Annotated in this window: 12 protein-coding genes; 6 read left to right on the top strand and 6 right to left on the bottom strand. The window is 65.5% G+C overall.

Going from position 1 to position 12016, the window contains the following annotated elements; translation table 11 throughout:
* Positions 1–930 carry a penicillin-insensitive murein endopeptidase gene (gene mepA, locus ASF08_RS03205; RefSeq protein ID WP_018045601.1) on the top strand — a complete coding sequence of 310 codons (930 nt, stop codon included), beginning with the start codon at positions 1–3 and terminating at the stop codon, positions 928–930.
* 122 nt (positions 931–1052) lie between these two features.
* Here the strand turns inward: mepA and ASF08_RS03210 are convergent, their stop codons facing one another.
* A complete protein-coding gene (locus ASF08_RS03210) occupies positions 1053–1289 on the bottom strand; it encodes a hypothetical protein (protein ID WP_056141232.1) in 237 nt (78 codons plus the stop codon).
* Positions 1290–1392: 103 nt separating this feature from the next.
* Positions 1393–2289, bottom strand: coding sequence for a helix-turn-helix domain-containing protein (locus ASF08_RS03215; protein WP_056141235.1), 897 nt, complete (start codon positions 2287–2289; stop codon positions 1393–1395).
* A 799-nt stretch (positions 2290–3088) separates the two neighbouring features.
* On the opposite strand from ASF08_RS03215, the gene ASF08_RS03220 reads away from it, so the two are divergent.
* The 4 genes from ASF08_RS03220 (at position 3089) to ASF08_RS03235 (ending at position 7088) form a co-directional block, all read left to right on the top strand.
* Positions 3089–3292: a hypothetical protein gene (locus ASF08_RS03220; protein WP_018045604.1), complete on the top strand. Its 204-nt coding sequence runs from the start codon at positions 3089–3091 to the stop codon at positions 3290–3292.
* A gap of 69 nt (positions 3293–3361) precedes the next feature.
* Complete coding sequence (locus tag ASF08_RS03225) at positions 3362–3565, top strand: hypothetical protein (protein ID WP_018045605.1); 204 nt, start codon at positions 3362–3364, stop codon at positions 3563–3565.
* A gap of 129 nt (positions 3566–3694) precedes the next feature.
* Positions 3695–4972: an HlyD family secretion protein gene (locus tag ASF08_RS03230; RefSeq protein ID WP_056141238.1), complete on the top strand. Its 1278-nt coding sequence runs from the start codon at positions 3695–3697 to the stop codon at positions 4970–4972.
* Between the two features lie 4 nt (positions 4973–4976).
* The gene (locus ASF08_RS03235; protein WP_056141241.1) at positions 4977–7088 is read left to right on the top strand and encodes a peptidase domain-containing ABC transporter; all 2112 of its coding nucleotides are present in this window, start codon (positions 4977–4979) and stop codon (positions 7086–7088) included.
* A gap of 60 nt (positions 7089–7148) precedes the next feature.
* Here ASF08_RS03235 and ASF08_RS03240 read toward each other — a convergent pair whose 3' ends face one another.
* The 3 genes from ASF08_RS03240 to ASF08_RS03250 all read right to left on the bottom strand — a co-directional run bounded on the left by ASF08_RS03240 (position 7149) and on the right by ASF08_RS03250 (position 9390).
* A complete protein-coding gene (locus tag ASF08_RS03240) occupies positions 7149–7547 on the bottom strand; it encodes a (R)-mandelonitrile lyase (protein WP_056141246.1) in 399 nt (132 codons plus the stop codon).
* Positions 7548–7580: 33 nt separating this feature from the next.
* Positions 7581–8336 (bottom strand): glucose 1-dehydrogenase, encoded by a 756-nt coding sequence (locus ASF08_RS03245; RefSeq protein ID WP_056141248.1) that lies wholly within the window; start codon positions 8334–8336, stop codon positions 7581–7583.
* 139 nt (positions 8337–8475) lie between these two features.
* Positions 8476–9390, bottom strand: a complete 915-nt coding sequence (locus ASF08_RS03250; protein ID WP_056141371.1) for a LysR family transcriptional regulator — start codon at positions 9388–9390, stop codon at positions 8476–8478.
* A 133-nt stretch (positions 9391–9523) separates the two neighbouring features.
* On the opposite strand from ASF08_RS03250, the gene ASF08_RS03255 reads away from it, so the two are divergent.
* The gene (locus ASF08_RS03255; protein ID WP_056141253.1) at positions 9524–10246 is read left to right on the top strand and encodes a sulfite exporter TauE/SafE family protein; all 723 of its coding nucleotides are present in this window, start codon (positions 9524–9526) and stop codon (positions 10244–10246) included.
* 130 nt (positions 10247–10376) lie between these two features.
* On the opposite strand, the gene ASF08_RS03260 is transcribed toward ASF08_RS03255, so the two are convergent.
* Positions 10377–11720, bottom strand: coding sequence for a dicarboxylate/amino acid:cation symporter (locus ASF08_RS03260; protein WP_056141256.1), 1344 nt, complete (start codon positions 11718–11720; stop codon positions 10377–10379).
* Positions 11721–12016: the final 296 nt, after the last annotated feature.

Raw genomic sequence — 12016 nt, forward strand, 5'->3', positions numbered from 1 at the left:
ATGCACCTGACCTTACGCTCGTTCCGCCTCGCGGCCCTCGCCTTCCTCGCCTGCGGAGGGGCCGCACAGGCCCAGGACAGGGGCAGTGTGAACCCCAAGCCCCTACCGCCACTGGACAATCCCGACGCGCCCTCGACACCGGCCAAAGCCCTCTTCGGGCGGGCAACGACGCCGGCTCCCGGTCCTGCAAGACCCTACGGATCCTATGCCAAGGGATGCTTCTCCGGCGGCGAGGCGCTGGCCCAGGACGGACAGAACTGGCAGGTGATGCGCCTCTCACGCAACCGGATGTGGGGCACGCCGAATCTCGTGGATTTCATCGAGCGACTGGCGGCCAAGGCGCCCAGCGTCGGTTGGAACGGCCTTCTCGTCGGCGACATGTCCCAGCCTCGCGGCGGACCGATGCTCACCGGCCATGCCTCCCACCAGCTCGGCCTCGACGCGGATATCTGGCTGACACCGATGCCAAACCACCGCATGACACGCGCGGAGCGCGAGGAGACCTCGGCCACCAACGTGGTGCGCACGGACCGCCTTGACATCGATCCGCAGGTCTGGACACCGGAACATCTCAAGCTGATCCGCCTCACGGCACAGCAGCCAGAAGTCGCGCGCCTCTTCGTCAACCCGGCGATCAAGAAGGCCCTGTGTCGGGGAGCGGGTGGCGACCGCTCCTGGCTCAACAAGGTTCGCCCGATGTACGGGCACAATTACCACTACCATATTCGCCTCTCTTGCCCGGCCGGCGACGATCAGTGCGGGGACCAGGCCCCGCCGCCCCCCGGCGACGGCTGTGGCGAGGAACTCGCTTATTGGTTCAGCGACGCGGTGCTGAACCCGCCGAAATCGACGAAGCCGGTGAGGCCCAAGCCGCCGATGACCATGGCGGCCCTTCCCGCCGCCTGCCGGGTGGTGCTGAAGGCCCGGTGAGCGCTACGGTTTTGCTGGCCAGGAGCATGGACCGATGTACCGCGACGCAGTGCTGACGGGCGGGGATCCGGAACGGCAGGCCGGATAGGCCATGCGGTCCTGCATTGCGACCGCACCATCCCTTATCGGAGTCCCACAATCGAACGGACTGGTTCCACTGTGGTCGTCGGCAGGACAATATCGGATGGTCCCGAAGCGATCGGCCGGGCTTCGTCCAGGGCATGGACAACATCCGTTCCGTTCAGATTCGTCAGCCGGCGCGCGGTCAGCATGAGCGTGCGCGTGCCGGACAGGGCCGCCATCTCCGCCGCATCGGTTTCGCCGTCGCGGGAACTCGTCGCCTCGTCGATAACGATCACATCCGGTAATGACGGCCTGGGGGTCGGAGGCATTCAAGAGCGATGCTGATCGCCCCGACCGCTGAAGAATCGGGGGCACAGCCGGAACTCCTCGCGGGGGGACTTAACCGTTCGATGGGCCGAGGGGCCGAGTCTCGCGCGCGCGGCGCAGGAAGGCGCGTGGCGGCTGTCCCGTGAGACGGCGGAAGGTCTTCGACATCTGGCTCGCATCGTTGAACCCCGCCAGGGGCACGATCTCGCTCAGGCTCAACGTCCCGCTGGCAATCAGGTCCTGCGCCCGGTTCACCCGCTCCCGCAGGATGAACTGATAGGGTGTCACGCCGAAGGATGTCTTGAAGGCGCGAACGAGATGGCCGACGCTGGTGCCGACGGCGTCCGCCAAATGTTGCAGGCTCAGCGGTTCAGCGAGGCGGGCGAGGATCAGTTCGCGAAGGGTCGCGGCCTGTGGCGACGTCAGCGTGGGGCCGGTGCGGCGGGGCATCGTTTCACCGCCTGAGAACAACTGCAGCAGCGTCGCCGATACGCTTTCCACCAACAATGGCCCGGTGGAGCATCCCGTCTCCAGGTCGGCCGACACGGCTTGCAGCAGATGGCTCACCGCGATCTGCGAGCGCGACGGAACGAACTGGGTCCGGATCTGTGTCTTGGTGAGGGAGGCGTCGGTGATGCGCTCGACGGCCTCCGGGGCCAGTCTCAGTGTCAGCGTACGGAACGGCCCGGTCCAACTCTCGACCACGGCAGCCCCCGGCTCGAGGACGATGATGTTGTCCTCCGAGAAATCGTAAGTCTGGCCCGACCAGAGGAAGCGCTGACTCGGCGGCGCCAGCGAAAGGGCGAAGTGGATGCCTTGCTGGACGATGGACACCGTCCCCTGGCTGCCGAGCATGATGTCGCTGAAGCCGATGCCGGACCACCCGAGGCCCGTGCTGGTCTGGAGCACAGCCTCGATCTCACCGTCGAGTTCGATCGTGCAACCGCATTCGCTCTGATCAATCCGCATTCACGCGATCATGATGCATGCGAAAACTCCCATTGGCAGCCCGTCTCCCGAACGGTCGCAAGAAACGCGTCTCGAAAGGCCCCGTCCTCGAGCGCCCAGTTTGGGCATTCGATCGGCAATGAGCCGCTTTGACGAACAACCGCCACCACAAGCCGTTCGATCTGCACTTTCGTGCAAAGCGATGCAGCACGCAAGGGTGAGATCCAATGAACCTGCATCCGACGCGACAAGGCCTATTGTGAAATGTCTTGCCTTTGTCGCTCAGCCTAGCCCGCTGACGGTGACTGCCACAGCCTCCTCGGGCAATGCGACTGCCCTTTGTCAAATCTATAATAAGACTTACCGCCCTCGGACCGCCTCGCTCCGGGGGCCGCAGATCATTGTTGTCGCCTAAGCCGATAGGAGGGGAAGCAAATTCCACACAGTCAAGCCTCACTTTGTCGATTGACTTACCTGCGACAAATTGTCAAATAATTCAAAAAACATGATTTTTATCAGTGCTTTGATTAGGAAAATACAGAATTCTAAGCCTTGCCTCATCCTCAGCAAGAATCGCCAAATTCCAGCAAACTTGGTGAGGAAAATCAGACCTTCGCCGACCGTAGCCGAAGAAACAGCCACGCCGTCATCAATCGACAACAAAGCTCACCGAGGGGCGACCTCAGGCATGAAGGTCGAAATTGAGGGTTGATGGACGATTCTGAGCGTGTAGTCTGGATAACAGAAAGCAAGACCGAATGCTTTCAAACATAGACTAGAGAAAAAGATCGACGTACCGAATACACTCTGGAGAGAATGAATGTCTAAGACGAATGACACCATCCGCACCCTCGATGCATCCGAGCTCGATGCGGTCGGCGGCGGCCTCTCCCTGGGTCTCGACCTCGACCTTTCGAGTGAACTCGGTGCCGTTTCGGGCACGATCGACCAAGTCGGCGGTTTGGTCGGCGGTCTCGTCGGCGGCCTGCTCGGCGCCGTTGGTGGCCTCCTGGGCGGCAAGTAGCCCGGCCCGCCAACCCGATTTCTCGGCATGGCGCGAAGCGAACGCGCCGCCTAATCTTGGAGATGTGACATGACCCAGAACCTCGACACCATCCGCGAACTCGACGCCACCGAACTCGACGCCGTCGGCGGCGGCCTGTCCCTCGGTCTGGACCTCGACCTGTCCAGCGAACTCGGCGCCGTTTCCGGCGTGGTCGGCCAGGTGGGTGGCTTGGTGAGTGGCCTCGTCGGCGGTCTTCTCGGCGCGGTCGGCGGCCTCCTCGGCGGCCACTGAGCACTTATCCGCATCAATCCTGATCGGTGAATAAGCGTGGCGGGCCAGTAGGCCCGCCGCGCTTCTCGTGCATAAGACGCCTCAACATCGAACTACGCCGCCATTGGGCTAGGAGGACCGCCGAACCCGATGACGTCGCCGCTTTTTCGCGCAGAGGTCGCCCGAGCGCGCCAGGATTCCTGGTTGGGCGAAGCCCAGATCGTGCAGCCACTCTCAATCCGGCTGATGACCGCGATCACGATCCTGATCACCATCGCGGCAATCCTGTACGTGGTCTTCGGCACCTACACCCGCCGTATCCACGCCTTCGGCATGCTCACACCGGATGTGGGTCTCATCACCGTGGCGAGCCCGGTGGCCGGACGCGTCAGCGCCTCGGGGGTGAAGGAGGGGGACCGGGTCGTGCAGGGCCAGCTTCTCTACACGCTCGACCTCGACGCCGTCTCAGCCAAAGGCCCGACCCAGCAGCGCATCATCGATCAGCTGGCCCGGCAGAAGGAGACGATCGAGGCGCAATCTCGGTTGCGGTCAGCCATGGCGGCCACCGAGAAGCGCTCGCTCGCCGAGCAGATCGACAACCTCCAATCCCAGTCGCGGCAATTGGAGGAGCAGGTCCAGTTGCAGGAGAAGCTGGTGCCGCCGCTGAAAGAGCGGGTCGATGTCCTCGCCAAGGCGGTGAGCGACGGCTTTGCCCGCTCGGCCGACCTCCAGAACCAGAATTACCTCTACCTGCAGGCGAGTTCCCAGCTTGCCCAGTTCCGCAATTCGCGCCTGCAGCTCATGGGCAAGGTCGGCGAGTTGCAGGCGACGCTCGCCACTTTCGACGACAAGCTCGCCCGCGACCTCGCCGAGATGGACCGCACCGCCGCCCAGTTGGAGCAGCAGCGGGCCGAGAGCGAGGCCCGCCGGGCCATCGAGGTGCGGGCGCCGGAGAAGGGCATCCTCACCTCCATCCGGGTCCAGGCTGGCCAGGGCGTGGCGGCGGGTGCCACGCTGCTCACCCTGCTGCCGAGCGAGGGTAGGCTGCAGGCGAACCTGTTCGTGGAATCCTCCGCCATCGGCTTCATCGATACGGGGGAGGCGGTGATGCTGCGCTATGCGGCCTTCCCCTTCCAACGCTTCGGCCTCTATCGCGGCACCGTCTCGGAGGTGACCCGCGCGCCCCTGGAGGCCGCCGACCTGCCGGAAGCCGCCGGCGCCAAGGCGAAGAACGGCGACGGGATCTACCGCATCATCGTGCGGCCGGACGAGAACAGCGTGATCGCCTATGGCGAGAGCCGCCGTCTGGAAGCCGGGATGAGGGTCGAGGCCGACATCGCCCTGGAGAAGCGCCCCCTCTACCGATGGCTTCTCGACCCGCTCTACCGGGTCAAGCGCAGCGTCGATCTCGTGACCCGCGGCGGATGAAAGCGTGAGCCTGCTCAGCACCCTTCAGTTCGGCTTCGGCCGGCGCGTGCCCGTCCTGCTTCAGGCGGAGGCCGCCGAATGCGGCATGGCCTGCCTCGGCATGGTGCTGGGGTATCACGGCCGCCATGTCGATCTCGGCGCCCTGCGCCGCCGCCACGCCCTGTCGCTCAAGGGCATGACCCTGCGCAACCTCATCGATCTGGCGGGCTCGATGGGCCTCGCCACCCGGGCCTTGCGGGCGGAGCTGAAGGACCTGCCCAAGCTCAAGACGCCTTGCATCCTGCATTGGGGGCTCAACCATTTTGTCGTGCTCACCGCCGTGAGCGGCAGGGGGATCGTCATCCACGATCCCGCCCGGGGGCGGCGCAAGCTCACCTTCGCGGAGGCGTCGCGGGAGTTCACGGGCGTCGCCCTGGAGGCGAGCCCGACCACCAGCTTCGTGCGCGAGAAGCGGCAGCGCGGACTGGCGCTAGGCGACCTGTTCCGGACGATCGGCGGCATCCGCCCGGCGCTCGCCCAGATCCTGGCCCTGTCCCTCGGCATCGAGCTCGTCGCGATCCTGATGCCGATCGCTTCGCAGATCGTCATCGACGAGGTCATCGTCAACGCCGATCTCGACCTGTTGCTGGTGGTGGCGGTGGGGCTCGCCCTTCTGCTCGTCGTCCAGCTCGTCCTCTCGGTGGCGCGGACCTGGGCGATCATGCTCACCGGGACCAAGCTGAACTACCAATGGTCGGGGAGCTTGTTCGACCACCTCTCGCGCCTGCCACTGGACTATTTCGAGAAGCGGCACGTCGGCGACGTGATCTCGCGCTTCGGCTCCCTGGCGACGATCCAGAAGGGGCTCACCACCGATCTCGTCCAGGCCGTGCTCGACGGGATCATGTCCATCGGCATGCTCGCCATGCTGGTGGTCTATGGCGGCTGGCTATCCCTCGTCGTCGTCGCCTCGACGGCGCTCGCCGCAGCGCTGCGGATCGCCGCCTACGCCTCCTACCGCGAGGGCACCGAGGAGGCGATCGTCGCCGAGGCGCGCCAGCAGAGCCACTTCATCGAGACCGTGCGCGGCATGGCGAGCGTGAAGCTCCTCGACCTGCGCGAGCGCCGGCGCGGCACCTGGATGAATCACTTCGTCACCTCGCTGAATGCGCGGCTGCGGCTCCAGCGCCTCGACCTCGTCTTCGGCCGGGCCAATGAGCTGCTGTTCGGCGTCGACAGGCTGCTCCTGCTCGTGCTCGGCGCGCGGGCGGTCATCGACCAGTCGATGACGCTCGGCATGCTGGTGGCCTTCCTCGCCTATCGCGACCAGTTCTCGCAGCGGATCGGCAACCTGATCCAGTCGGGCTTCCAGCTGCGCATGCTCAACGTCCAGACCGATCGGCTGTCGGACATCGTCATGAGCGAGCCCGAGGAGGGTTCCGGCTCCACCCTGGAACCGGCCGCCCCGGCGCTGATCCGGGCGGCGGAGGGTACGGGGAGTGTCGCCGTGAAGGAGCTCGCCCTGCGCTACGGCGCGGACGAGCCCTGGATCTTCCGCGACCTCAGCCTCGACGTGCCGGCGGGGACGAGCTTCGCCATCACCGGCCCCTCGGGCTCGGGAAAGACCTCGCTGATGAAGATCATGATGGGCCTGCTGCCGGCGAGCGAGGGGCGCGTCCTCGTCGAAGGGCAAGAGATCCGCACCCTCGGGGCGGCCAGCTATCGCCGCCGGATCGCGGGCGTGATGCAGAATGACGGCCTCTTCGCCGGCTCCATCGCCGAGAACATCGCCAGTTTCGACGAGCGGCCGGATGCCGGCTGGATCGAGGAATGCGCCGCGCGCGCCGCGATTCTCGCCGACATCAAGCGCACCCCGATGGGGTTCGAGACCCTCGTGGGCGATATGGGTTCGACGCTCTCGGGCGGCCAGAAGCAGCGGGTCATCCTTGCCCGCGCCCTCTACCGCAAACCGGAGATCCTGTTCCTCGACGAGGCGACGAGCCATCTCGACGAAGCGACGGAAGCGGTCATCGCCGAGGCTTTGCGCGATCTGCGCATGACCCGAATCATCGTCGCCCACCGCCCGGCCACCATTGCCGGAGCGGACCACGTCTTCACCCTGATCCCCTCCACATGAGGCCCCGTCGGGACGGGGGTCTTCGCGCCCGCCCGTCGAGGGGCCACCTTTGCGCGAGCGTCAGACGCCGCGATAGTGTTCGTCGGTGACCTGTTCCAACCACGTCACCGCCCGGCCTTCGAGCTGCTCTTGGATCGCGATATGCGTCAGGGCCGTCGTTGCCGTTGCCCCGTGCCAGTGTTTTTCGCCCGGCTCGAACCAGACGACGTCGCCCGGCCCGATAGCCTCCTTAGGGCCGCCCTCCCGCTGAACCCAGCCGGCCCCGAAGGTGACGATGAGGGTCTGGCCGAGCGGATGCGTATGCCACGCGGTGCGGGCGCCCGGCTCGAACGTCACGCTCGCTCCAGCGACCCTCGCCGGTTCGGGCGCGGAGAAAAGAGGGTCGATCCGCACGGTCCCGGTGAACCATTCGGACGGTCCCCTGCCGGACGGTCGCGACCCGCTGCGTGTGATCTCCATTCGCCTGCTCCTCCGTTTTCGCCGGATCGACCGTCAAAGCGACCAGCCACCATCGATCACCGTGGCGGCTCCGGTCACGAACCCACCGAGGTCCGAGCACATCCAGAGCACCGCTTCTGCGATCTCCTCCGGCTTGCCGAGGCGCCCTACCGGTTCGAGGTCGATCGCCTTTTGAACGTCGCCTCCCGTGAAACGGTCCATCATCGGCGTTTCGATATTGCCGGGCAGGATGGCGTTCACCCGAATGTTCTTCCTGGCATAGTCCAGCGCCGCCGAGCGGGTCAGACCGATGATGGCGTGTTTGGAAGCGGCATAGGCCGCGCCGCCCGCGACACCGCGGATGCCGGCACCGGAGGAGGTGTTGACCACCACGCCGCCACCCTGGCGCACCATCTGCGCCAGCTCATACTTCATGCAGAGGAAGGTCCCCCTCAGGTTGATGTCGAGGATGCGGTCCCATTCGTCGAGTTCGATCTCGTGGACCGGCGTGGCCCTGTTCTCGACTCCGGCATTGTTGAAGGCACAGTCGAGGCGCCCGAAGCGTTCGACGGTTCCGGCAATCGCCGCTTCCACCTCTTCCGGCAGAGACACGTCGCAACGGATCGCCAGGACTTCTCCGCCGGCCGCTTCGATCTCGGCCCGCAAGTGTTCCAGGGTCGCCTCAGTCCGGTCGGCAATCGCCACGCGAGCCCCCTCGGCCGCGAAAGCGAGGGCGGCGGCACGTCCGATGCCGCTGGCGGCACCGGTGACGAAAACGACCTTTTCGGTGAAACGGTGCGTGGTGAGCATGTCGGAAGCCTCCGGCTGGGCGTGATGGCGAGCCTTACCGCTCACCGATCAGCGACAAGTAGGCTCACGGCCTCACTCCGATGACCCGCCATTGCTTCAACAGACCGATGAGCATGGCTCATCGCTGGCGACATCGCGCCTACAGACCGAGCGGGCGAAGCTCGCGAACCAGATCGATGAGGAGCCGCAGGCCTGTCGGCAACTGGCGACGTCCCGGATAGTAGATGTGAAAGCCGGCTCCCTCGGGTGCCCAATCCGTCAGAACGACGCGCAGTTCACCGCGACCGACCGGCGACCTGACGCATGGTTCGGGGAGGTAAGCCAGCCCCCCGCCTGCCATCGCGAGGGACAGTGCGAAGTGCGTGTTGTCGATCGTCACGGCGCCGGGCACGTCGAGCGCGAGCGACTCACCGGCCCGTTCGAACTCCCAACCGTAGAGCCGTTCGTCGCCGAGGCGGATGCGCAGGCACCGATGCGCCAACAGGTCGTGTGGATGCGCCGGCGTTCCATGCCGATCGAGATAACAGGGTGCGCCGACAACCACCCAGCGAAGGTCGGCCGACAGGCGCTGGGCGATCATGTCCTGAGCGACGGTGCCGCCATATCGGATGCCCGCATCGGCCCCGGCATCCACGATGTCGAGCAGCTCGTTGGAGACGCGGACGTCGATCTCAATATGCGGATGGCGCTCGGTGAAGACGGGCAGCACTGGCGCGAGCAGCAGCGTGCTGGCATGTTCGAGCACATTGAGACGAATGCGCCCCGCGGCGTTCCCTGGCTCCCGGTGGCGGTTGAGTCCGTCGAGCGCCGAACCGATCGCCGCGAAGGGCGCATCGAGCGACGCCAGAAGCTCTTCACCCGTTGCGGTCAGGGTGACGCTCCGGCTGGTGCGATTGATCAGCCGCACGCCGAGGCGAGCCTCCATCGCCTTGAGGGCATGGCTCAGCGCGGAGGCACTGACACCGAGTTCCAGCCCTGCGCGCCGGAAACTCAGGTGGCGAGCGATGGCGAGGAAGGTGCCGAGATCGGCAAGATCGGTCCGACTGGTCAGCATGAGGGCAGGAGAACGTTCGCTGGCGGGAAAGTGATCCGAGCCGGCCTCCGTCAGCACAGGCTCGCAGGCCGAGGTTATCCACCGTCAGGCATTGTCCCTAGGGACTTCCGGTTCGACCGGGCACAATCGGCCGATGGGCCTGCTTCTCATCCTCTCCATCGGCCTCGTGGCGGGCGTCGTCAGCGGCATCATCGGCACCGGCTCCTCGATCATGCTGGTGCCGGTCCTCGCTTATGTCTACGGGCCCAAGGAAGCCATTCCGATCATGGCGGTCGCGGCCGTGATGGCGAACCTCTCCCGCATCCTGGCATGGTGGCGAGAGGTCGACTGGCGGGCCGTCGCTACCTATGCGGCGACCGGAATTCCGGCGGCGATGCTCGGCGCCCGCACGATGCTGGTCCTGCCGCCGCATGCTGTCGATCTGGCGATCGGCGCGTTTCTTCTGGCGATGATCCCCGGACGCCGCTGGCTGGCCGACCGCCTCGTCAGAGTGCGGCTCCCCCATCTGGCGGTTGCCGGAGCGGTCATCGGCTTCCTGACGGGCATCGTCGCCTCGACCGGCCCGGCCTCGGTTCCGGTCTTCATCGGCTACGGCCTGACCAAGGGTGCGTTCATCGGCACGGAGGCCGCTGCGTCGCTGGCAATCTACCTGACCAAGACCCTGACCTTTCAGGGAACCGGCGCATTGCCGGTCGCGGATTTCGTCAGAGGCCTCGCCGTGGGCGCGGCTCTCATGGTGGGGGCGTTCGTGGCAAAGCCCTTCGTGCTTCGCCTCGCCCCGGAGACGTTCCGGTTCATGATGGACGGGCTTCTGGCGATCTCGGGCACGTGTCTCGTCTGGAATGGCCTCGGGTGACCCATCGCGTCGAGGAGCCGAGGCCGTGCTCGACGCGAAAGGGGCTGCCGGGCCATTGCGGTCCGGCAGCCCCTTTCGGATCGTCTTCGAGCCGGCTGGATCGCCACCCGGCTCGAAGTCGGGACGGGTGTTACTCCGCAGCCTGGAGAACCGGCATCTCGGCTGCCAGAGGCATCGGGTTGCCGCCCAGTGCCGCCGCGAGTCTGACCTCGTCGACCTCGCCCTCCCAGCGGGCGACCACGATGCAGGCCACCGCATTGCCGATGAAGTTGGTGAGCGCGCGGCACTCGGACATGAAGCGATCCACGCCGAGGATCAGCGCCATGCCGACGACGGGCACGGAGGGCACCACCGCGAGGGTCGCCGCCAGGGTGATGAAGCCCGAACCGGTGACGCCGGCCGCGCCCTTGGAAGAGAGCATGGCCACGAGAAGCAGGAGGCCCTGCTCGCCATAGGTGAGCGGCGTGTCCGTGGCCTGCGCGATGAAGAGCGCCGCCATGGTCATGTAGATGTTGGTGCCGTCGAGGTTGAACGAGTAGCCGGTGGGGACCACGAGGCCGACGACGGGCTTCGAGCAGCCGGCGCGCTCCATCTTCTCGAGCAGCGAAGGCAGGGCCGACTCGGAGGACGAGGTACCGAGGACAAGCATGAGCTCCTCCTTGATGTAGCGGATGAGCTTGATGATCGAGAAGCCGTTGTAGCGGGCGACGAGGCCGAGCACGCCGAGCACGAAGATCGCCGAGGTCAGGTAAAAGGCGCCGACGAGGTAGGCGAGGTTGGCGAGCGAGGCGATGCCGTACTTGCCGATGGTGAAGGCCATGGCGCCGAAGGCGCCGATGGGCGCGACCTTCATGATGATGTTGACGACGCCGAAGATGGCTTCCGACAGCACCTTGATGATGTCGAGGACCGGCTTGCCGCGATCGCCCAGGAAGGCGAGGCCGAAGCCGAACAGCACGGAGAAGAACAGGACCTGAAGGATCTCGCCGCCCGAGAACGCACCCACCGCCGTGGTCGGGATGATGTTCATGAGGAAGTCGGTGATCGACTGCGTCTTCGCCTTGTCGGCGTACATCGCGATCGACTTCGGATCGAGGGACTTCGGATCGATGTGCATGCCCGCGCCCGGCTGGACGAGGTTCGCCACGATCAGGCCGACGATGAGAGCCAGGGTCGAGAAGGTGATGAAGTAGATGAGCGCCTTGCCGCCGACGCGCCCGACCTTCTCGAGATTGGTCATGCCGGCGATGCCGGAGACGACCGTGAGGAAAATCACCGGCGCGATGATCATCTTGACGAGCTTGATGAAGGCATCGCCGAGCGGCTTCATGTCCGCGCCGACCTGCGGGTAGAAGTGACCGAGGGTGATGCCGATCGCCACGGCGACGAGAACCTGGAAATACAGCGTGCGATAGAGGGGCTTGGGCTTTGCCGGCGCGTGCGGCGCGGTGAGCGGTGACGGTATGGCGGCCATGGCGGGCTTCTCCCTTGGGAATAGATCGGTTCGGATCGAAGCGCCGGGGTGTCCGGGCCTCGTCGTCTTTTGGTCTTGGCGTCCGGGGCTAGACCCCTTCGGCGCACAGCTCTGCGATGAACGCAGGCCTGCGTTTCGGTCTGAGAATGGCAACCGCCGTGCCAGATCGGGAACTCCTGAAATAATTCGTTAAAACATTGATTTGAGACATATTTTTCAGATGGTCGCCAATCTCCTCCTCACGTCGAATGCGGTTATCCGCACCCCGCCGCGAAATTCCGTCCGGAATTCCGCAC

This window comes from Methylobacterium sp. Leaf85 (assembly GCF_001422125.1).
GTDB classification, from domain to species: domain Bacteria; phylum Pseudomonadota; class Alphaproteobacteria; order Rhizobiales; family Beijerinckiaceae; genus Methylobacterium; species Methylobacterium bullatum.